Below are 19756 nucleotides of genomic sequence, written 5' to 3' on the forward strand. Positions count from 1 at the left end.
CCGCTGACGCCTGATCTGTGATCAAGGTTCCATGGATGAGCGAGAAGCAGTTTCTCCAGGACACGACATTGGAGGTTCTCACGACACGGCGGGGCCGACGTGAGGCGCATCGCCAATGGCCGGATGAGGTCAAGGCACAGATCGTTTCGGAGGGCTTGCGTCCGGGCGTGACGGTGAACGAAGTAGCGGAGCGCCACGGGCTGGAGGGCAACCATCTGTCGTCCTGGCGAACGCTGGCCCGGCAGGGCAACCTAGTTTTGCCTGCGCCAGAGGATGCCGTGGAATTCGCAGCAATGATCATTGATACGTCCACGCCGCAACCGCCAACCGCCAAGCAGACCTCCCGCGCCGAGATCGTTGTCGGCCCGGTCACCATCCGTCTTGACGAAGGTGCGTCTGCTGCCCGGAGGCGCGCCTTGCCGGGCGACAGGGACGATCAGTGCCGCTGGTTGCCGACATGAAGTCTGTCACCGTGCCCGTGTCGAAACAAAGTCCCCACTCGGCGAGGCTTTGGTCTATATGCCAAATATTGGGATGGCCTGAAGCTCTGCCTAGCCGACGGCCGCGTCGAGATCGACAACAACAGCGTCGAACGAACCATCGGGCAATCGCCCTGAATCGTAACAACGCAACCTTTGCCGCGCACGACGCCGGACCCGAGAACTGGGCGACCATCGCTTCGCTGATCGGGACCTGCAAACTCAATGCTGTTGACCCGCAGGCCTACTTGACCACCACGCTTACCGCCATCGTGAACGGCCACAAGCGGAGGCGGATCGACGAGCTGCTGCCTTGGAACGATCCGCTTGAGTAACGCGTGCACAAAAATCGGGTCGGGCCGAAGCGGACAACCCTGGTTAGAGCGTCATAGCTTGACCAGTTGCTTGCCGAAGTTCTCTCCCTTCAACATCCGAACGAAAGCGTGGGGCACGGTCTCGATCCCTTCCGCAACATCTTCCCGTGTCTGAAGCAGTCCCTGTTTGTACCATGACAGCAGATCGGCAATCGCGGTCTCGTATTCTCCTTCGTGGTCGTCGAGCAAGAACCCTTCTATCCGCGCACGGGTGATTAGTGTCCTTCTGAGATGCCTGAGACCGACATCAGGCTGGTCAAACCGGTCGGCCAAGGCAATAGTGCCGACAACCACCACTCTGCCAAAGATGTTGAGATTTAGCATGGCTGCATCGTGAATCGGCCCGGCGGTGTTGTCGATAAAGACATCGACGCCGCTAGGGCATGCGGTGACGACATCTGCCACGAGATCAGCGGAGCGTCGATGATTGACTCCAGTCCGATATCCAAGCTCCCTGCACCATTCCAGCTTCTCATCCGAGCCCGCAACAGCGACTGGGTCGAACCCTTTGATCCGCGCGATCTGTCCCGCAATCTGCCCCACAGCTCCTGAAGCGGCAGAGATCAACACCGTTTCCCCCACCTTCGGAGTTGCGGTTTTGAGGAGGGCAAAGTAGGCGGTGAGACCGGGCATGCCGAGATAGCTCAGTACGGCCTGAATCGGAGCGTCGGTTGTCGTCACTGGCTTGGCTGACGCGGCCGGGATCACGCTGAACGGCTGCCAACCAAAATGATCGCTCATCACGAGGTCGCCTGGCTTGAAGTCCGGAGACTCAGACGTAATTACCTCGCCAATTCCGCCGCCACACATCAGGTCGCCAATTCTAAAACCAGCAGCATAATTCTTCGCGGGGCTGATCCGACCGCGCATATAGGGATCGACGGAGAGCCACAGAGTTTTCACCAGCAGCTCACCATCCGCGGCATCGGGAATTGAACGCTCCTCCAGGCTCCAGTTCTCGACGGAGGGCATTGCGGAAGGGTAGCTGCGAAGTATCCAGCTAGGATTTTTGGACATGTCCATCTCCTCAATTTGAGCGTTCGCCCCATTGATGCATGATTTCGGCTTCCGTGTTAAAGAGCGCACGGTGAGAGACATTATTTTGAATTTCGGAAGAATGGCGGATGGATATGATCGAGGCCATGAAGGTGGCCGTGGCAGTCGCCAGGCATAACAGCTTCTCTTCTGCGAGCCGGGATTTGCGCCTTTCCGCTGCCTCGGTAAGCCGCATTGTGGCGGACTTGGAGACCGATCTCGGCGTACGTCTCTTTAACCGCACCACCAGGCAGATCAATCTGACGGATGCCGGGATGGAGTTCGTGCAAAAGAGCACCGGCCTCCTGGAGGAGCTTGATCAGATGCGGAGCGCAGTACGCGAACGCCACGAAACTCCTCGCGGCCAACTCCACGTCTCCTGCGTAACGGCCTTTGGTAATGAGTGCCTGGCACCAGTGGTTCCTGAGTTCGTGCGACGGTTCCCGCAGCTCGATGTCTCAATCGACCTTGGCAATCGTTTGGTTGATCTCATTGGCGAGCACTTCGATGTCGCCATCCGGGTAGGACCGTTGAACGATTCATCCCTGATTGCGCAGAGGATTTTCACGCAGAGGATCGTGTTCGTCGCGACACCCCAGTTTTGCCAGCAATATGGGACACCCAGGACCTTGGACGAGATCAGGGCTCGCCCATCCGTTACTCAGGTCAGCGGGGAATGGGGGCGCGTTCATAAGTTTTCGCATCAAGGAAAGGTCATTGACTTCGAAGTGCCGCAGCAACTGACAATGAACTCAGCGCGAGCGGTGAGAAACGCCTGCCTAGCGGGAGGGGGGTACTCCCTCTTGGGCGATTTCATGGTCGCCCAGGATATAGCGGAGAACCGCCTCGTGCGGCTGCTGCCGGATCATGAACCCATGGAGCAACCGATCTTCGCCTTCTACGCTCAGCGACGTCACACCCCACGTAAAGTCAGGGTGTTTATTGACTATTTGGCGGAGGTCTTCAGTGGCAAGAATACCTCGTGAGACCTCTTGTCTAGGTGCCGATGGCACACCGCTTACGACAAAGGGCGGCTCCGAGCGGCGGCTCCGAGCCGCTCTTTTTTAGCAGATTGACGTTAGGCATTTGCGAAGGCGGCGGCGCCGTGGTCGGCGCGGCCAACCAGTTGGCGAAAGCCGGCGAACAGCTCGCGGCCGAAGCCGAACTCGTTGCCGATCAGGTCGGCATCCGCCGTGCGGCGCAGCGCGAACTCCGTTCCCGGCACCAGCACCTCCAGCGTGCCGGCATCGGCGTCGAGGCGAATGATGTCGCCGTCATGGATCCTGGCGATCGGCCCGTCCTCGACCGCTTCCGGCGTCACATGGATCGCCGCCGGCACCTTGCCGGAAGCACCCGACATGCGCCCGTCGGTCACCAGCGCGACGCGCTGGCCGCGATCCTGCAGCACGCCGAGCACGGTGGTCAGCTTGTGCAGTTCCGGCATACCGTTGGCCTTCGGCCCCTGGAAGCGGATCACGGCGACGAAGTCGCCGGTCAGCGTGCCCGACTTGAAAGCTTCGTTCAGCCCCTGCTGGCTGTCGAACACCTTGGCCGGCGCCTCGATGACGCGCCGTTCGGGCTTGACCGCAGAGGTCTTGATCACGGCATGGCCGAGGTTGCCGGCAAGCACCTTCAGTCCGCCGGTCGGCTGGAACGCCTTCTTGAACGGGGCCAGCACCCTCTCGTCGCCGCTCTCGAGCGGCGCCGCTTCACGCACGACGCTGCCGTCGGCGCCGAGCTTTGCCTCGACAGCATAGGGCCGCAGGCCTTCGCCCCAGACCGTCTGCACGTCCTCGTGCAGCAAGCCTTCGTCGAGCAACTCGCGGATCAGGAAGCCGAGCCCGCCGGCGGCGTGGAAATGGTTCACGTCGGCGAGTCCGTTCGGGTAGACGCGGGCGAGCAGCGGCACGGCCTCCGACAGGTCGGAGATGTCCTGCCAGGTAAGCGAAATTCCGGCTGCCGCGGCCATGGCGATGAGGTGGATGGTGTGGTTGGTCGAGCCGCCGGTCGCGTGCAGGCCGACCACGCCGTTGACGATCGAGCGCTCGTCGATCATGCGCCCGACCGGCGTATAGGCATTGCCGAGCGTGGTGATCGCCAGCGCGCGCTTCGCCGCCTCCCTGGTCAGCGCGTCGCGCAGCGGCGTACCCGGGTTGACGAAGGAGGCGCCGGGCGTGTGCAGGCCCATGATCTCCATCAGCATCTGGTTGGAATTGGCGGTGCCGTAGAAGGTGCAGGTGCCCGGCCCGTGATAGGATTTGGACTCCGCCTCGAGCAGCTCGGCGCGGCCCGCCTTGCCCTCGGCATAGAGCTGCCGGACCTTGGCCTTCTCGTCGTTCGGCAGGCCCGACGTCATCGGCCCGGCGGGGATGAAGACAGCCGGCAGGTGCCCGAAGGTGAGCGCCGCGATCACCAGCCCTGGCACGATCTTGTCGCAGACGCCGAGGAAGACGGCGGCGTCGAACATGTTGTGCGAAAGGCCGATCGCCGCTGCCATGGCGATCACGTCGCGCGAGAACAGCGACAGTTCCATGCCTGGCTGGCCTTGCGTCACGCCGTCGCACATCGCCGGCACGCCGCCGGCGACCTGGGCGATGCCGCCCGCCTCGCGTGCCGCGTCCTTGATAAGCGCCGGAAAGGTCTCGAACGGCTGATGCGCCGACAGCATGTCGTTGTAGGAGGTGATGATGCCGAGGTTGGGCACGCGATCGCCGCCGAGTGCCACCTTCTCCGATGGGCTGCAGACGGCAAAGCCGTGGGCGAGGTTGCCGCAGGAGAGCACCGCGCGGTTGGCGGCGCGTCCCGACGCCTCCGCGATGCGGCCGAGATAGGCTTCGCGGTCGGCTTTCGAACGTTGGCGGATGCGTTCCGTGATGGCTTCGATGTCGCGTCTGGCTGTCATGGCTGGTCCTTTCGGGCCCCGGAAACGTCCTCCCACAGCCTCCGGGGCTGTTCCTTTGGTGAAATCAGGGTGCCCAGAACACCTCTACCGGTATCGGCGCCGCCTCGAGCACGTTGCGGATGGGCTTTTTCATGCCCGCTCCCATCGCGCCGTCGAAGGCGATGCGCTTATCCTCTCCCTCGATGTGGAGCGCGATGAAACCGGCGGCAACGATCCGCGCCATCGATAGTGTCAGCCGCGGCTCGCCGGCGCTTTGCGCATGCACGGGCAGCACGATGCGCGGTGAGGACGGGTCGATGAGCTCGGCGAGATTGCCGGCATCGGGAAAGAAGGAGGCCGTGTGCCCGTCGGCACCCATGCCAAGCACCACCACATCCAGCGGCCAGGGCAATGATTGCAGGGCCTCGCTGTCCGACGTCGCTGCGTCCTCGATGGTCGCCGCCTCATGGTAGAGCGGCACGAAGCGCGCTGCCGCTGCCTTGTTCTGGAGCAGGTTGGCCGCCACCAGCCCGGCATTCGAGCGCGGCGAGGAGGGCGGCACGAAACGTTCGTCGACCAGCGTCACGGTGACCTTGTCCCAGGCGATCGGGATTAAAGAGAGCGCGGCGAAGAATTTTGCCGGCGTCGTGCCGCCGGATACGGCGAGCAGCGCCGTGCCGCGGTCGGTGATCGCCTTGGTCAGGCGGGCGGCGACGTGGCCGGCAAGGGCCGCCGCCAGCTGCTGGCGGTCGGCAAAGCCGTTCCAGGCGTAAGCGGCCCCGCTCAATTGCTCTCGTGCCATGTCCGTCCGTCACGTTCGATGAGCGCGATGGAGGCCGACGGACCCCAGGTGCCGGCCGTATAGCCCTGCGCTTCCTGCCTGGCGCTTTCCCAGGCGTTCTGGATCGGATCGATCCACTTCCAGGCCGCCTCGACCTCGTCGCGACGCATGAACAGCGTCTGGTTGCCGCGCACCACATCCATGATCAGCCGCTCATAAGCGTCCGGCGCGCGGCTGTGGAAGGATTGCGCGAAGCTCATGTCGAGCGAGATCTGGCGCAGCCGCATCCCGCCCGGCCCCGGATCCTTGATCATGATGTACTGCTTGACGCCTTCGTCCGGCTGCAGCCTGATCACCAGCTGGTTGGCGAAGATCGGCCCGGCGCTGTCGCCGAAGATGGAATAGGGGATCGGCTTGAATTCGATGACGATTTCCGAAACGCGGGTCGCCAGCCGCTTGCCGGTCCTGAGATAGAAAGGAACGCCGGCCCAGCGCCAGTTGCCAATCTCGGCTTTGAGGGCGACGAAGGTCTCGGTGTTGCTGTCCTTGCCGAGTTCCTCCACATAACCCTTGACCGGCCCGCCGGCGGAGGCGCCGGCGCGATACTGGCCGCGCACCGTGTGTTTCGGCGCCTCGTTGCCGTTGATGCGCTTCAGCGCCCGGAGCACCTTCAGCTTCTCGTCGCGCACGGCGTCCGCGTCCATCGAGGACGGTGTTTCCATGGCAACCAGGCAAAGCAGCTGCAGGATGTGGTTCTGCACCATGTCTCGCAGCGCGCCGGCTTTGTCGTAGTAGGTGACGCGGTCCTCGAGACCCACGGTCTCGGCCACGGTGATCTGCACATGATCGATATGGGCGGAGTTCCACAGCGGCTCATAAAGCGCGTTGGCAAAGCGCAGCGCCATCAGGTTCTGCACCGTTTCCTTGCCGAGATAGTGATCGATGCGGAAGATCTGGCTTTCGTGGAAATCGTCACCCACGGCGTCGTTGAGCGTCCGCGCCGAGGCGAGGTCACGGCCGATCGGCTTCTCCAGCACGATGCGCGAGTTCGGGGTGATCAGCTTGTGTTCCTTGAGCTGATGCGAGATGTCGCCGAACAGCGCCGGCGCCACCGCGAGGTAGAAGGCGCGGATGCGGTCGCTGTCGCCGATCGCCTTCTTGAGCTTGTCGAAGCCGACGCCCGAAGTGGCGTCCGCCGAGACATAGGAAAGCCGAGCAAGAAATGTGTCCAGTTCCTTCGGCTCGATGTCGGCCGGATTCACATGGTCCGATATCGCTTTCTTGGCGAAGCTCTGGAACTCGGCATCGCTCATCTTCGCGCGCGACGTGCCGATGATGCGCGTCGGCTCCGAAAATTGGTGGCCGCGCTGGCGGTGGTAGAGCGAGGGCAGAAGCTTGCGCTCCGACAGGTCGCCGGTCCCGCCGAAAATGATGAAGTCGAAAGGTTCGACAGGGATGATCTGGCTGGTCATGGTCAGTCCGGTTTGATGCCGCTAGCCGGTAGCGGGGCTGATATATTCTAATCGATTTAAATCGTCCAGTGTCATGGTGTCACATCCAGGACCAATCGCTGGACAATCGATTGGGCCCATATGTGGCCTTGACACTGGCGCCACCGGGAGGCTTGTCGGCAAGCAACAGCTTTCCGGAAGCGTTCGCGCCTGCAACATAGAACCTGAATGTGACGAAAGCTAAGGGAGAATGGCGAACGCCGGCCCTTCAATGATGGGGAAAACCATGCGTCTGCAAAACAAGGTTGCCATCATCACCGGCGCGGCGTCGGGCTTCGGCGAGGGCATGGCGAAGCGCTTCGCCGAGGAAGGCGCGCGCGTCGTGGTTGCCGACCTCAATGCCAAGGGCGCAGCGCGCGTGGCGAAGGAAATCGGCGACAACGCGATCTGGACCCAGACCGACGTCTCGCAACGCTCCGAATTCGACGAGATGGTTTATGCCGCCAAAAGCGCCTTCGGCCGCGTCGACATCATGGTCAACAATGCCGGCTACACCCATCGCAACGGCGACATGCTCGGCGTCGACGAGCAAACCTTCGACCTGATCACCGCTGTCAACATGAAGGCGATCTATCATGCCGCGCTTGCCGTGGTGCCGATCATGGAACGGCAGGGCGGCGGCGTCATACTGACCACGGCTTCGACAGCCGGCATCAGGCCGCGGCCGGGCCTCACCTGGTACAACGCCTCCAAGGGATGGGCGATCACCGCCACCAAGTCGATGGCGGTCGAACTCGCCCCGAAGAACATTCGCGTCAATTGCCTCTGCCCGGTCGCCGGCGAGACCGGCATGCTGGAGAAGTTCATGGGCGCCGACACGCCGGAGATCCGTGAAAAATTCCGCGCCTCTATCCCGCTCGGCCGGTTGTCGACGCCGCTCGACATCGCCAACGCGGCGCTCTGGCTGGCTTCGGACGAGGCGGCCTTGATCACCGGCGTGGCGCTGGAGGTCGACGGCGGGCGCTGCATCTGAACCGACGTCGCGGCGGCGTCAGGCCGCCAAGAGCGTCCAGATCAGGCGCCGGTCTTGACGAAGCTCTTGTAGATCCAGCCGCGTTTGCCGTTATAGACGATCTCGCACCATTTTTTGCAGCTCATCACCTGGACAGCTGACTTGGCAGGCACAGTGACGATCGCGGCGGCGCCGTTCTTCGGGCCGGAACGCATGGTGACAGCCCTCAGGACGCGTCCATTGGTGCCAGTGCCGGCGTTTTCAGGCTTCGGCTCGTCCTGGGCCGCATCCTGGGGTGCCGCCGGCTGGGCCTCGGCAACCTGGGGCTTCGCGTCTGGGATGGCGGCGGTCTGGGCCGCATCCATTTTGTCGTCAGGCTTTTTTGCGTCTGCCGCTTGGGCAGCCGCCGGCGCTGGCGACGCGACCTCAGCCAGGGCGGCCGAAGCATCGTTTCCGGACGCGGATTCGGCGAAGGCGGCAACGGCCGGTTTGTCGTTCTGCGTCGCCGGCTTCTCCGCTGCCTGAGCGGATGAGGCCGGCGGAGCATCCGCCGCGGGCGCAGGCTCACCAACCGTGCCGTTCCAGCGGGGATTGTTGGAAGCCAGTGCCGGGATGGCGGCTTCTCGGGATGCAGTCATGGGCGAAACCGCATCGGCCTTGCGCGCGGCTTGCGGCGCGGCGGCGACACTGACAGCGCTCGATACGGCCGGAGTGATTTTCTTCGTCTTGACCGGGATCGCGGGGACGGTCTGCTCCGTTTTCGCGATCGCCTGCCGCTCATTGGCCGGCAAGGCCAGCCAAAGCGCCACCGCCGCCACGCCAAGCAGCGCCGCGGTGCCGACAGCCGCGATCACCAGATGCGCGTTCGACTGCAGGCCCTGCCAGAACGAGGGCCGCATGTCATAGCCGAACCGCACGGCAAAGTGCCGTCGTTCCGGCGCACCGAAACTGAAGGGCTCGTTCACCTAAACCACCTCCAACAACCGGGCCGACGTTCTTTCGATCTTGCCGCAAACCGTTCGCGGCTGATCGGCATCGGTCCCGAAATTTCCAGCGGGCAGGCCCGCGCAAATCCCCGTCTTATCGCCCAGAACCGGCATCTTTTACCGCCGATTATGGCATCAGTGCGCCTTTTTGCGAAATTCTGCGCGTTTGTTAAGGATTCCGCAACGTGCCGTTGGGGAAGCGGACTTGTCGAATTAACAGCTTCTGCACATGTTCCGGCTTCAGATCCTGTCGCGCAGCGCGAACCAGTTGAGCGCCAGAAACAGCAGCGGTGCGCGCAAACGACGGCTGCCCGGGAAGGCGGGAATCTTCAGATACTCGATCAGCTTCAGCGGTCGCGATTGCCCGCGACCGTCTCGGCGTAGAGCTTGCCGAAGAAGTTGGACAGCATGATGCCGTGGCCGGAATACCCGCCCATCGAGGCATGCGGAAACGCAGGTGAATGGTGAATAGTGAATGCTTTGCTAGAGCGCTCTGGCTGCGTTCACCCATCCAATATGAAATTACTCACCATTCACTATTCACCCATTCACTCGACGAAGTGGCCGCTCACACATTCAGCAACAGATACTCCCGCTCCCAAGGGCTGATCACTTCCATGAATGTCTCGAACTCGGCTCGCTTGATGGCCGCATACGTGGCTGCGAAGGATTTGCCGACAATGGCGCCAAGCTCCTTGTCGGCCTCGAAAAGGTCCACGGCCTCGAGCAAGCTGCGCGGCAGGTCGATCTCGTCCTCGTTGGCGGTCGTCAGCACCGGCGGCTCGGCCTGGACCTTGTTGTTCATGCCGATCAACCCGCAGGCAAGCGAGGCGGCAAGCGCCAGATAGGGATTGGCGTCCGAGGACGGAATCCGATTTTCGACGCGCCGCGCCGCTGGATCGGAACGCGGCACGCGGAAAGCCGTCGTACGGTTGTCGTAGCCCCACTTGTTGTTGACCGGCGCCGACGCAGCCTGCGTGAGCCGCCGATAGGAATTGACGTAAGGCGCAAGCATCACCAGCGCGTTCGGCACGTGTTTCTGCATGCCGCCGATGAAATGGAAGAACGCATCCGTCTCGGCGCCGTCTTCGGCCGAGAAGATGTTTTTTCCGGTCTTCTTGTCGACCACCGACTGGTGGATATGCATGGCCGAGCCAGGTTGCCCCTGGATCGGCTTGGCCATGAAGGTGGCGTAGATTTCGTGCTTCAGCGCCGCCTCGCGGATCGTGCGCTTGAACATGAAGACCTGGTCGGCAAGCTCGATCGGATTGCCGTGACGCAGGTTGATCTCAAGCTGACCGGCGCCCTCCTCGTGGATCAGCGTATCGATCTCCAGGCCTTGCCGCTCCGAGAAATGGTAGATGTCGTCTATCAGTTCGTCGAACTCGTTAACGCCCGCGATCGAATAGCCGGCGCCGCCGCCGATCGGCCGCCCTGAGCGCCCGACGGGCGGCGTCAGCGGGTAGTCCGGATCGGGGTTCTTGCGTACCAGATAGAATTCGATCTCGGGCGCCACCACCGGCTTCAGCCCACGGTCGTCATAGGCGGCCAGCACGCGCTTCAGAACGTTGCGCGGCGTGAATTCGACGGAGCGGCCATCCTGGTGGACGAGGTCGCAGATCACCGCGGCGGTCGGATCTTCCTCCCAGGGCACGACGGTCAGTGTCGAGAGATCGGGCAAGAGCTTCAGGTCGCCGTCGTCCTCCGGATAGTGGAAGCCATTGCCGTCTTCCGGATAGCCCCCGGATATCGTCGTCATGAACACGGCTGAAGGCAACGCCAGCGATGTGTTGGAGGTGAATTTCTTCGACGGCATCATCTTGCCGCGGGCGACGCCGGCCTGGTCCGGCGTGATGCACTCGATGTCCTCGATGCCGCGCCACTCCAGCCAGGCGCTGGCTTCCTTCCAATTCTTCACACCGCGTTCGTTTTTCAAGAAGGCAGGCGTGCGGGCGCGTCCCCCCCGGCTCGACGGACGGACTTCCTTTTTTTCAGGCGGCATCATTCACCAGATTGTGTTGCGGATTTCAAAGTATAGCCGGGCGCCGTGGCGGAAGGAAAGGGGAGGCGCCCGCGTCGCCACAGGCAAGCCGAGACGCAGCCTAAAGGAACCGGCGTGCCTGTCTTCTTGCTGGCGGCGCAGCGCCACAGGGTCTAGATGAGCCTGTAAGCAAAGGGTCGCACATGTCCGCTCCACGTTTGACCACCATCGGCTTCGATGCCGACGACACGCTGTGGCAGAACGAGCAGTTCTTCCGCCTGACCGAGAAGCGTTTTGCCGCCTTGCTGGCCGAGCACGGCGATCATGAGCACATCGCGGCACGGCTGCTCGAAGCGGAAAGGCGCAACCTCGCCCTCTATGGCTTCGGCATTAAGGGCTTTACGCTGTCGATGATCGAGACGGCCGTCGCGATCACAAACGGCGAGGTGCCCGGTTCGGTCATCGGCGAAATCCTGGCTGCCGGCCGCGAGATGCTCAGCCATCCGATCGAGCCGCTGCCGCATGCCCGCGAGACGGTCGAAAAGCTGGCGGGCTCCTACCATCTGGTGCTGATCACCAAGGGCGACCTCTTCGATCAAGAGCGCAAGCTCGCGCAGTCGGGAATGGGTGATCTCTTCGATGCCGTCGAGATCGTCAGCGACAAGAGCGCAGCCACCTATGCCCGCATCTTCAGCCGCCATGGCGACGGTCCGCAGAACAGCATGATGGTTGGTAACTCGCTCAAGTCCGACGTTGTTCCCGCCATCGAGGCCGGTGGCTGGGGTATCCATGTGCCGCACGAATTGACCTGGGCGATCGAACACGCCGAGGCGCCTGTCGCGGCGCCGCGTTTTCGCGAGATCGCAGATCTCGGCGAGTTGCCGGCACTGGTCGAGGCAATAGCGAAGCCCGGCTGAGCGTCGCCTCTGCCTAGCCGCGGCCGACCAGGCGATCGATTACTGGTTGCAGCCTTTCGGGCGTGATCGGCTTGGCGACCACGGCGTCGACCACGCTCGACAGGCCGAGGCTGTCCGGCGTGCCATTCCTGGTTGAAAGCAGGATCACGGCGGGCCGCGCCTTGCCGGAAGCGCGCCGCAGCGCGTCGATGCCGGACAGCAACCTGTCGCAATCCCTGTCGTCGGGTCCGCCATCGAGTATGATTGCGCCGGGAACCAGGCCGGCCAAAGCTTTCTCGGCCGCCTCCGGTGGCTCCGAAATCGGCTTCAGCCCGGACTTTTCCACGATTTTCGATACGACGACCCGGTTGATCGACGATTTGCCGACCACCAGCACCTTGGAGATATCCGCCGGCAGCCGGGCCGCCGCGCCACGGTCCGCCGGTTTCATTGGTTTTTCAGAGTCGTCACGATTGGCGGGACACATGTATGGCGGAGGCTCTGGTTCAATGCAGGGTTGAAACCTTAAGCGCGCAATTGGCGCGAGATCGCCAGCGGTGTCAAGCAAAAATAGTGGAAAATGATAATATAGGAAGAATTGCTAAAATCCGGCGCAAGTTCTCCCCAGCGCCACGGCCACAATTCGAAAAAACGAACGTCCCCCGGAACGTATAGCACACGGGAGACACTCGCGAGTGATTGTTGACGTTACGTCAGCCTTGGTTCTGATGGGTGACGATCACTGGGATCAAAAGATCACCCCAGTTGCCGTCTCCGCCATGGTGCCTGGCAGAGCGCACCAGCTCGACGGACACACCTGCTTCGACCGCCTTCATCACAGACTGGTTGAGCCTGTGCAGGTCGTTGGCAAGCATGCGGATCGTCGCCTGCTGATCGACGCTCATCGCGCTTGATTGTTCTTCGGCCCGTTCCTTGACCCGGCTTATCGATGCCATTGCTGTTCTCCTCGACGTAAGTGCCCTTCGGGCGTTTCCTCTGGTGTTGTCATTACTCGGCCGCCGGCCTGAACTGGGCGTGCTCGGTCGACTCATGCATGGCGGTGGTCGAAGACTGGCCGCCGGAGATCGCCATCGAAACGGCATCGAAATAGCCGGTGCCGACTTCGCGCTGATGCTTGGTCGCGGTATAGCCATGGACCTCCGCCGCGAATTCCGCCTCCTGCAGTTCCGAATAGGCCGCCATCTGGCGCTCCTTGTAGCCGCGGGCCAGTTCGAACATGCCGAAGTTCAGCTGGTGGAACCCGGCCAGTGTGATGAACTGGAATTTGTAGCCCATGGCGCCGAGTTCCTTCTGGAACTTCGCGATGGTCGCGTCGTCCAGGTTCTTCTTCCAATTGAACGACGGCGAGCAATTATAGGCGAGCAGCTTGCCCGGGTGGTGCTTGTGCACCCCTTCAGCGAACTTCCTTGCCTGCTGAAGATCCGGCTTCGAGGTTTCGCACCAGATCAGGTCCGCATGCGGCGCGTAGGCGACGGCGCGCGCGATGCAGGGCTCGATGCCGTTCCTGACGTGATAGAAGCCCTCGACCGTGCGGCTGGCGTCATAGTCGACGAAAGGCCGGTCGCGCTCGTCGATGTCGGAGGTGAGCAGCTTGGCGGCTTCCGCGTCGGTGCGCGCCACCACCAGCGTCGGCGTGCCCATCACGTCCGCTGCAAGCCGGGCCGCATTAAGGTTGCGGATATGCGCTGCGGTCGGGATCAGCACCTTGCCGCCGAGATGGCCGCACTTCTTCTCCGACGCCAACTGGTCCTCATAGTGGACGCCAGCGGCACCGGCCTCGATGAAGGCCTTCATGATCTCGAACGCGTTGAGCGGCCCGCCAAAGCCGGCTTCGGCGTCGGCGACGATGGGCGCGAACCAGGTCTCGACCGAAAGACCCTTGCCTTCGGATGTCTCGATCTGGTCGGCGCGCTGCAGCGTGCGGTTGATGCGCTTGACCAGCTCCGGCGCCGCATTCGCCGGATAAAGCGACTGGTCCGGATACATGGCCGACGCGGTGTTGGCGTCGGCCGCGACCTGCCAGCCCGACAGATAGATCGCCTTCAAGCCCGCCCTGACCTGCTGCATGGCCTGGTTGCCCGACATGGCGCCGAGCGCATTGACGAAATCTTCCTCGTGGATCAGCTTCCACAGCCTGCTCGCGCCCATCTCCGCAAGCGTATGGCGAATCTGGACCGAGCCGCGCAGCCGCTTCACGTCCTCCGCCGAGTAGGGCCGTTCGATGCCGTCGAAACGGCCTTCCGGCGCGGACGGGACGAGGTTGTAAAAATCAGTCATCGATTGCTCCAGGTCAGTCTTGCTTGTTTAGATGGCCCGTTTGAGGGACGTATCTGTGGGCCGTTCACGTGTTACATTGTTTACATTGCGCCGCAAAAGTCGCCAGAAAAACCGGAGCTTGCCCGCTAAAATACGGGAAAACTGGTGTTGCGTTTGACAGGTCGGGGCTGTAAATCTGTCATGATTGTAAAAAGCTGGATGAGCCCGCGACGGCGCGCCGTTATGTAAAACTCTTGTCAAGGTAGCCGATTGGCCGAGCAGAAGATTTTCGCCGGGCCGCGCATCCGCCGGCTTCGCAACGCCAAGGGCCTGACCCAGACGGCGATGGCCGAAGGCCTGGGCATCTCGCCGTCCTACCTCAATCTCATCGAGCGCAACCAGCGGCCGCTGACGGTGCAGCTGATCCTCAAGCTGGCGTCGGTCTACAAGATCGATCCGCACGAATTGCAGGGCGAGACCAAAGGATCGATCGCGGCGCTGAAGGAAGTGTTCGGCGATCCGCTGCTGGCCGGCGAACTGCCGGGTGACCAGGAACTGATCGACCTCGCCGAGATCGCGCCGAACGCTTCCGCCGCGATGGTGAAATTGTTTCGCGCCTATCGCGAGCAGGCCGATCGGCTGTCGGATCTCAATGAACTCCTGGCGCGGGAGGGCAGGGCGACCGCATTGTCCGGCACGCGCCTGCCTGTCGACGAAGTGCACGAGACTTTCGAGCGCAGGCCGAACCATTTCGCCGCGCTGGAGGAGGAAGCCGAGGCCTTCATTTCGCTGCTCGATCCAGGCGACGACCTGTTCGGCACGCTGAAGGCGTGGCTAAGGCGCGAGCACGGCATCGTGGTCAAGGTGCTGCCGGTGGCCACCATGCCGAACTGGCGCAGGCGCTACGATCGCCATTCGCAACGCCTGTTCCTGTCAGAGCGGCTCTCCCCCTTCGATCAGCTGCGCGAGGTCGCCATGGAGGCGAGCCTGATGCGCATGACGGTGGCGGTGGCGAGCGAGATCCAGACGTTGAAGCTCGGCTCCGACGAAGCGCGCCGCTTAGCCCGTTTCGAGCTCGGCCGCTATGCGGCGCACGCGCTGATGATGCCCTATCACGCCTTTCATGCAGCGGCCGTCCGCGCCCGCTACGACATCGACGTCTTGCGTTCGCGCTTCGGCGTCTCCTTCGAGCAGGCGGCAAACCGCCTGACCATGCTGCAGCGGCCGAGCGCCCCCGGCGTACCGTTCTTCATGCTAGAGGTCGACAATGCCGGCAACCGCTTCCGCAAGGCGGGCAGCCTTGGCTATCCGCAAAGCCGCTTTGGCGGCGCCTGTCCGAAGCTTCCTGTCCATGCAGCCTTTTCGCAGCCGGGCCGGATTCTGGTCGAGGCTGTGGAAATGCCGGACGGCGCGGAGTTCCTCTGCATCGCCCGCACGCTCGAAGGGCCGCAAGGCGCCTTCTCCGAGCGGCCGCGGCGCACGGCGCTTCTGCTGGGCTGCGACATCGGCTTTCGCGACGAGATCGTCTACAGCGCGGCGCTGCCCGGACCGTCCGCCGCCAAGGTCGCGCAGAGCACGGCATATGCAACGCCGGTTGGCCCGGCCTGCAGGCTCTGCGAACGCGTCGGCTGCCTGGCGCGCGCCGAGCCGCCGGTGACCCGGCCGCTAGGCCTCGACGAGATGGTGACGGGTCTCAGCGCCTTCGATTTCCAGGGGTAGCACCCCCGCCAGCCGCAGCGGTTCGGCGGCCCGCAAGCCGGCTTTGTCCTACATTTCAGCGGATGCTGGATCACGCCTGGCTCCAGCATTTGCGCTACGCGAATGGGATATGGTGTGGTCGTCCGTGGTGGATCGTGCCGCCGGCAAATCGCTGACAGTCTCGCCTATGACCGATACCGCGTCGTCTCGCGTTGCCTTGGCCGCCGTCTCGCCGCGCGAGGAGCGGATCGGCATGCTGCTGGTCTTCCTGTCGGCGCTGATGTGGAGTTTTGGCGGCACCATAGCTCGCTTCATCCATGTCGGCGACAGCTGGACCGTGGTGTTCTGGCGCTCGATCTGGGCGGTGGGCTTCCTCGTCGCCTTCATGCTCTGGCGCGACGGCTGGCGCGGCACCTGGAGATTGTTCCGCGACATGGGCTTGCCTGGGCTGGGCGTCGCTCTCTGCTTCGCCACCGCCTCCACGAGCTTCATCGTCGCGCTCGCCTACACGACGGTCGCCAACATCTTGTTGATGCAGGCCGGTGTCCCGCTTCTGGCGGCCATGCTCGCCTGGGTGCTGTTTCGCGAACGCGTGACCCCAGGAACCTGGGTCGCCATTGCCGCCGTCATCACCGGCGTGGCCGTCATGGTCTCGGAATCGCTTGGCGGCGCCGTCTCGCCGATCGGCGATGGCCTGGCGCTGCTGATCGCGGTGATGTTGTCGTTCGCGACCGTGATCACCCGGCGCTTTGCCCATGTGCGCATGGTGCCGGCCACTTGCCTCGGCGCATTGCTCGCCGGTGCTTTTGCTGCCTCGCAAGCCACGGAATTCACCGTCTCCGGGCGCGACATGGGCTTTCTCTTCGCCTTCGGCGTCATCAATCTCGGCGTCGGTCTTGCTTTTTTCGCCATGGGCGCCCGCCTGGTGCCCGCGGCCGTCGCGGCGCTGCTCGGCACTTTCGAGCCGATCCTCGGTCCGATCTGGGTGTGGCTCGTCCATTCCGAGGTGCCGTCGGGGCGCACCATCATCGGCGGCGCGGTCGTCATCGCCGCGCTGCTTGTACATGTTGCGTTTGAGTTCAAGCGGCAGACCCGGCCCGAGCGGCCGGGCATCACCGGGCTGCCGTCTCCCAATTGATGCTCGAGTGTCTTCCCCATTGACAACTCCGCTGCGGGCCGGGCAGGCTGCAATTACGGCAACAACAAGACAGGCGTATCTTGCCAAGTGACTCCGCCGGCCTCATCGAGGCCGGACCGCATCGTTACATCTCTGCTTACGCCGCGGCCAACGCCGCTGAGGCCGTCCGAACAGCTTCCTGGAAAGGAGGCAAGGGCGGTACCCGTCACTCAACGATCCGGCGCACTGCCAGTCGCGCGCGCTTGTCGCTCCCCGGAAAGCTCAATAGTCTGAAACAAACGCCGGCCCGCGCCCATGTCGCGACGAGCCGGCACGGGAACACTCACCAAAGGAGAATATCATGATCCGCAAAGCGCTTTTGCTTTCGGCGACTTCGGCCTTGCTGACGCTCTTCGCCGCGAGCGGCCATGCCGACGACCGCGTCGTCAACGTCTATAACTGGTCGGACTATATCGACAGCTCGATCATCGAGGACTTCACCAAGAAGACCGGCATCAAGGTCGTCTACGACACCTTCGACTCCAACGAGATCCTGGAGACCAAGCTGCTGGCCGGGGGCAGCGGCTATGATGTCGTGGTGCCCAGCGCCAATTTCCTGGCGCGCCAGATCCAGGCCGGCGTCTTCCAGAAGCTCGACAAGTCCAAGCTGCCGAACATCTCCAACATGTGGGATGTCATTTCGGAGCGCACCGCAAAGTATGATCCGAACAATGAGTATTCGGTCAACTACATGTGGGGCACGGTCGGCCTCGGCTACAACGTCAAGAAAGTGCAGGCGGCACTCGGCACCGACAAGATCGACAGCTGGGAAGTGTTCTTCAATCCGGAGAGCCTCGCCAAGCTCAAGGATTGCGGCGTCTATGTGCTGGATTCCCCCTCCGACATCATTCCGGCCACGTTGAAACATCTCGGCCTCGATCCAAACAGCACCTCGCCCGACGATATCGCCAAGGCCGAGGAAGCCCTGCTCAAGGTCCGGCCGTATATTCGCAAGTTCCATTCCTCGGAATACATCAACGCGCTGGCAAACGGCGACATCTGCCTGGCGATCGGCTGGTCGGGCGATGTGTTCCAGGCGCGCAACCGCGCCGAGGAGGCCAAGCAGGGCGTCGAGATCGGCTATTCGGTGCCCAAGGAAGGCGCCCAGATGTGGTTCGATCAGATGGCGATCCCCGCCGACGCGCCGCATGTCGCGGAAGCGCATGAGTTCATCAACTACATGATGACGCCGGAAGTCATCGCCAAATCCTCGAATTATGTGCTCTACGCCAACGGCAACAAGGCCTCGCAGCAGTTCGTCGACAAGGCCCTGCTGGAGGACACCTCGGTCTATCCGGACGAGGAGACGACCAAGAAGCTTTACACCGTGCAGCCCTACGATCCCAAGACACAGCGCATCATCACGCGCACCTGGACCAAGATCGTCACCGGCCAATAAGCATCGAGAGTCGACCCCGGCAGAAACTGCCGGGGGTCGCTTTCTTTGAAAGCAATTTCAGGAAAAGTGTGGGACGGTTTTCCGCCCGGAATTGCGTCAAAACAAAAAGCTAAAAGCGGTTTGGCGTTTCCTCGAAACCATGAACCGTTCCAGCGGAACGAAACAGACCCGGAGTGGGACATGAAATCGCTTGGCAGCATCCGCAGGGATTTCGCGCCATGGAATGATCCGAGCGCCAAGCCGTATATACAGTTCGACAAAGTAACCAAGAAGTTTGGCGACTTCACCGCTGTCAACAATCTCTCGCTGACCATCTTCGAACGTGAGTTCTTCGCCCTGCTCGGCGCCTCGGGCTGCGGCAAGTCGACCCTGCTCAGGATGCTCGCCGGCTTCGAGGAGCCGACCGCGGGGCGCATTCTGCTCGACGGCCAGGACCTGCGCGGCATTCCGCCCTATAAGCGGCCGGTGAACATGATGTTCCAGTCCTACGCGCTGTTTCCGCATATGACGGTGGAAAAGAACATCGCTTTCGGCCTCAAGCAGGAAGGCATGCCCGCTCCCGATATCGAAAAGCGCGTCGCCGAGATGCTGAGGCTGGTCAAGCTCGAGCAGTTCGCCAAGCGCAAGCCGCACCAGCTTTCCGGCGGTCAGCGCCAGCGTGTGGCGCTTGCCCGCTCGGTCGCCAAGCGGCCGAAGGTGCTTTTGCTGGACGAGCCGCTCGGCGCGCTCGACAAGAAGCTGCGCGAGGAGACGCAGTTCGAACTGATGGACCTGCAGCAGGAGCTTGGCCTTACCTTTGTCGTCGTGACCCACGACCAGGAGGAAGCCATGACCATGGCCGACCGCATCGCCATCATGGACAGGGGCGAGGTGATGCAGGTGGCGACGCCGGCGGAAATCTACGAGGCCCCGACATCGCGCTTCGTCGCGCACTTCGTCGGCAATGTGAACATGTTCGAGGGTAAGGTTGCCGAGCGGGCAGCGAATACGACGCGCATCACCGGCGCGACCGGTGCGCAGATCGTCGTCGAGAACGCCGCCGACACCACCAAGGGCGCCGACATCGTCTTCGCGATCCGGCCGGAGAAGATCAAGGTGTCGTCGAGGAAGCCGGCCGATGCCGTCAATGCGCTGGAAGGCGAAGTCTATGACGTTGCGTATCTTGGCGACATGACCGTCTACCACATCAAGCTCGACGACGGACAGATGGTGCGAGCAAGCGCGTTGAACGCTGCCCGCGTCAGCGAGGACCCGCTGACCTGGAACGATCGCGCCTGGGTCTCCTTCCGGCCAGACGCCGGCGTCGTGCTGACAAGGTAATAGGGCGGC

General features: G+C 62.8%; 17 protein-coding genes and 2 pseudogenes. 9 read left to right on the top strand and 10 right to left on the bottom strand.

Annotation, left to right across the window (positions count from 1 at the left end):
• Positions 1 to 35: 35 nt before the first annotated feature.
• Entirely contained in the window at positions 36 to 461 is a 426-nt protein-coding gene (locus CK218_RS03770) for a transposase (RefSeq protein ID WP_095826912.1), read from the top strand.
• Positions 407 to 814, top strand: a pseudogene (locus CK218_RS03775) (transposase); the annotation flags it as partial. The gene CK218_RS03770 and the pseudogene CK218_RS03775, both read left to right, overlap by 55 nt.
• Before the next feature lie 51 nt (positions 815 to 865).
• On the opposite strand, the gene CK218_RS03780 reads toward CK218_RS03775, so the two are convergent.
• A complete protein-coding gene (locus CK218_RS03780; protein ID WP_095827206.1) occupies positions 866 to 1870 on the bottom strand; it encodes an NADP-dependent oxidoreductase in 1005 nt (334 codons plus the stop codon).
• A 107-nt stretch (positions 1871 to 1977) separates the two neighbouring features.
• On the opposite strand from CK218_RS03780, the gene CK218_RS03785 reads away from it, so the two are divergent.
• Complete coding sequence (locus CK218_RS03785; RefSeq protein WP_095826913.1) at positions 1978 to 2874, top strand: LysR family transcriptional regulator; 897 nt, start codon at positions 1978 to 1980, stop codon at positions 2872 to 2874.
• A gap of 92 nt (positions 2875 to 2966) precedes the next feature.
• On the opposite strand, the gene edd is transcribed toward CK218_RS03785, so the two are convergent.
• The 3 genes from edd to zwf form a co-directional block, all read right to left on the bottom strand.
• A complete protein-coding gene (gene edd / locus CK218_RS03790) occupies positions 2967 to 4790 on the bottom strand; it encodes a phosphogluconate dehydratase (RefSeq protein ID WP_095826914.1) in 1824 nt (607 codons plus the stop codon).
• A gap of 64 nt (positions 4791 to 4854) precedes the next feature.
• Entirely contained in the window at positions 4855 to 5571 is a 717-nt protein-coding gene (gene pgl / locus CK218_RS03795; protein ID WP_095781926.1) for a 6-phosphogluconolactonase, read from the bottom strand.
• Positions 5553 to 7022 (bottom strand): glucose-6-phosphate dehydrogenase, encoded by a 1470-nt coding sequence (gene zwf / locus CK218_RS03800; RefSeq protein WP_066989313.1) that lies wholly within the window; start codon positions 7020 to 7022, stop codon positions 5553 to 5555. The genes pgl and zwf overlap by 19 nt, the downstream gene beginning before the upstream one ends.
• 265 nt (positions 7023 to 7287) lie before the next feature.
• Between zwf and CK218_RS03805 the strand changes: the two genes are divergently transcribed.
• Entirely contained in the window at positions 7288 to 8034 is a 747-nt protein-coding gene (locus CK218_RS03805; protein ID WP_095826915.1) for an SDR family oxidoreductase, read from the top strand.
• A gap of 41 nt (positions 8035 to 8075) precedes the next feature.
• Here CK218_RS03805 and CK218_RS03810 read toward each other — a convergent pair whose 3' ends face one another.
• The 3 genes and pseudogenes from CK218_RS03810 to CK218_RS03820 form a co-directional block, all read right to left on the bottom strand.
• A complete protein-coding gene (locus CK218_RS03810) occupies positions 8076 to 8978 on the bottom strand; it encodes an SH3 domain-containing protein (protein ID WP_095826916.1) in 903 nt (300 codons plus the stop codon).
• A 261-nt stretch (positions 8979 to 9239) separates the two neighbouring features.
• Positions 9240 to 9439: pseudogene (locus CK218_RS03815) on the bottom strand (FAD-dependent oxidoreductase); the annotation flags it as partial.
• Positions 9440 to 9567: 128 nt separating this feature from the next.
• The gene (locus tag CK218_RS03820; RefSeq protein ID WP_095776675.1) at positions 9568 to 11001 is read right to left on the bottom strand and encodes a glutamine synthetase family protein; all 1434 of its coding nucleotides are present in this window, start codon (positions 10999 to 11001) and stop codon (positions 9568 to 9570) included.
• Between the two features lie 182 nt (positions 11002 to 11183).
• Between CK218_RS03820 and CK218_RS03825 the strand changes: the two genes are divergently transcribed.
• Positions 11184 to 11897, top strand: a complete 714-nt coding sequence (locus CK218_RS03825) for an HAD family hydrolase (RefSeq protein ID WP_095781924.1) — start codon at positions 11184 to 11186, stop codon at positions 11895 to 11897.
• Between the two features lie 13 nt (positions 11898 to 11910).
• Here CK218_RS03825 and CK218_RS03830 read toward each other — a convergent pair whose 3' ends face one another.
• From CK218_RS03830 to aceA, 3 genes are all read right to left on the bottom strand, one after another.
• On the bottom strand, positions 11911 to 12327 hold the full coding sequence (locus CK218_RS03830) for a response regulator (RefSeq protein ID WP_164747267.1): 417 nt from the start codon (positions 12325 to 12327) through the stop codon (positions 11911 to 11913).
• Positions 12328 to 12589: 262 nt separating this feature from the next.
• A complete protein-coding gene (locus tag CK218_RS03835; RefSeq protein ID WP_066989302.1) occupies positions 12590 to 12832 on the bottom strand; it encodes a hypothetical protein in 243 nt (80 codons plus the stop codon).
• A 52-nt stretch (positions 12833 to 12884) separates the two neighbouring features.
• Entirely contained in the window at positions 12885 to 14174 is a 1290-nt protein-coding gene (gene aceA, locus CK218_RS03840; protein ID WP_095826917.1) for an isocitrate lyase, read from the bottom strand.
• A gap of 249 nt (positions 14175 to 14423) precedes the next feature.
• Here aceA and CK218_RS03845 point away from each other — a divergent pair, with 249 nt between their 5' ends.
• The 4 genes from CK218_RS03845 to CK218_RS03860 all read left to right on the top strand — a co-directional run bounded on the left by CK218_RS03845 (position 14424) and on the right by CK218_RS03860 (position 19747).
• Positions 14424 to 15872, top strand: coding sequence for an XRE family transcriptional regulator (locus CK218_RS03845; RefSeq protein ID WP_095826918.1), 1449 nt, complete (start codon positions 14424 to 14426; stop codon positions 15870 to 15872).
• Between the two features lie 166 nt (positions 15873 to 16038).
• Entirely contained in the window at positions 16039 to 16989 is a 951-nt protein-coding gene (locus tag CK218_RS03850) for a DMT family transporter (protein WP_095827207.1), read from the top strand.
• A 340-nt stretch (positions 16990 to 17329) separates the two neighbouring features.
• The gene (locus CK218_RS03855) at positions 17330 to 18427 is read left to right on the top strand and encodes a polyamine ABC transporter substrate-binding protein (protein WP_095826919.1); all 1098 of its coding nucleotides are present in this window, start codon (positions 17330 to 17332) and stop codon (positions 18425 to 18427) included.
• A 180-nt stretch (positions 18428 to 18607) separates the two neighbouring features.
• Positions 18608 to 19747, top strand: coding sequence for an ABC transporter ATP-binding protein (locus CK218_RS03860; protein ID WP_095776397.1), 1140 nt, complete (start codon positions 18608 to 18610; stop codon positions 19745 to 19747).
• The last annotated feature ends 9 nt before the right edge of the window (positions 19748 to 19756 follow it).

The sequence above is a fragment of the Mesorhizobium sp. WSM3879 genome (genome assembly GCF_002294915.1).
GTDB lineage: Bacteria > Pseudomonadota > Alphaproteobacteria > Rhizobiales > Rhizobiaceae > Mesorhizobium.

Coding starts and splice junctions, on each gene's coding strand:
- CK218_RS03830 (WP_164747267.1), bottom strand. CDS start 12,327: ATGAAACCGGCGGACCGTGGCGCGGCGGCCCGGCTGCCGGCGGATATC.
- CK218_RS03820 (WP_095776675.1), bottom strand. CDS start 11,001: ATGCCGCCTGAAAAAAAGGAAGTCCGTCCGTCGAGCCGGGGGGGACGC.
- aceA (WP_095826917.1), bottom strand. CDS start 14,174: ATGACTGATTTTTACAACCTCGTCCCGTCCGCGCCGGAAGGCCGTTTC.
- CK218_RS03850 (WP_095827207.1), top strand. CDS start 16,039: ATGACCGATACCGCGTCGTCTCGCGTTGCCTTGGCCGCCGTCTCGCCG.
- edd (WP_095826914.1), bottom strand. CDS start 4,790: ATGACAGCCAGACGCGACATCGAAGCCATCACGGAACGCATCCGCCAA.
- zwf (WP_066989313.1), bottom strand. CDS start 7,022: ATGACCAGCCAGATCATCCCTGTCGAACCTTTCGACTTCATCATTTTC.
- CK218_RS03805 (WP_095826915.1), top strand. CDS start 7,288: ATGCGTCTGCAAAACAAGGTTGCCATCATCACCGGCGCGGCGTCGGGC.
- CK218_RS03835 (WP_066989302.1), bottom strand. CDS start 12,832: ATGGCATCGATAAGCCGGGTCAAGGAACGGGCCGAAGAACAATCAAGC.
- CK218_RS03770 (WP_095826912.1), top strand. CDS start 36: ATGAGCGAGAAGCAGTTTCTCCAGGACACGACATTGGAGGTTCTCACG.
- CK218_RS03825 (WP_095781924.1), top strand. CDS start 11,184: ATGTCCGCTCCACGTTTGACCACCATCGGCTTCGATGCCGACGACACG.
- CK218_RS03860 (WP_095776397.1), top strand. CDS start 18,608: ATGAAATCGCTTGGCAGCATCCGCAGGGATTTCGCGCCATGGAATGAT.
- CK218_RS03785 (WP_095826913.1), top strand. CDS start 1,978: ATGGATATGATCGAGGCCATGAAGGTGGCCGTGGCAGTCGCCAGGCAT.
- pgl (WP_095781926.1), bottom strand. CDS start 5,571: ATGGCACGAGAGCAATTGAGCGGGGCCGCTTACGCCTGGAACGGCTTT.
- CK218_RS03855 (WP_095826919.1), top strand. CDS start 17,330: ATGATCCGCAAAGCGCTTTTGCTTTCGGCGACTTCGGCCTTGCTGACG.
- CK218_RS03780 (WP_095827206.1), bottom strand. CDS start 1,870: ATGTCCAAAAATCCTAGCTGGATACTTCGCAGCTACCCTTCCGCAATG.